Annotated in this window: 1 protein-coding gene; it reads right to left on the reverse strand. The window is 56.2% G+C overall.

Annotation, left to right across the window (positions count from 1 at the left end):
* The coding region (locus tag B9Z31_RS15305) for an efflux RND transporter permease subunit (protein ID WP_143473874.1) at nucleotides 1-537 on the reverse strand (537 nt) is incomplete at both ends.

Consider the following 537-nt stretch of genomic DNA (forward strand, 5'->3'; position numbering starts at 1 on the left):
GCATCAGGTTGATGTAATGACTGACCTTCAAAATGCCGTTGCGCACCGAAATGCCCGCCAGCGTAATGAAGCCGACCAGGGCGGCCACCGACAAGGGCTGACCTGACAGCCAAAGACCCAACACGGCACCCACGAGCGCCAAGGGAATGTTCACCATGATCAAGGCCGACAAAACGGCGGACTTGTAGCGGCTGTAAAGCACCACAAACATCAACACCACAGAGACCACCGAGAGCAAAGAGATCAGGCGCGAGGCTTCTTCTTGCGCCTGAAACTGTCCTCCAAGGGTGATGAAGTAGCCCTCTGGCAATCGAGAATCCGCCGTCACTTTGCGTATGTCGGCCACGACTTCTGACAATGGGCGGCCCGAAGCGTTGGCAGAAATCACGATACGCCGCTTGCCGTTGTCCCGACTGATTTGGTTGGGACCATCGGCGTCTTCAATCGTTGCGATTTTGGACAGCGGAATTCTGCCCGAGGGTGTTTCGATCAACACCTGGCCCAAGCCTTCCAGCGATCGTGCGGATTCTGGTAAAC

The organism is Limnohabitans sp. G3-2 (assembly GCF_002778275.1).
Classification (GTDB): domain Bacteria; phylum Pseudomonadota; class Gammaproteobacteria; order Burkholderiales; family Burkholderiaceae_C; genus Limnohabitans_A.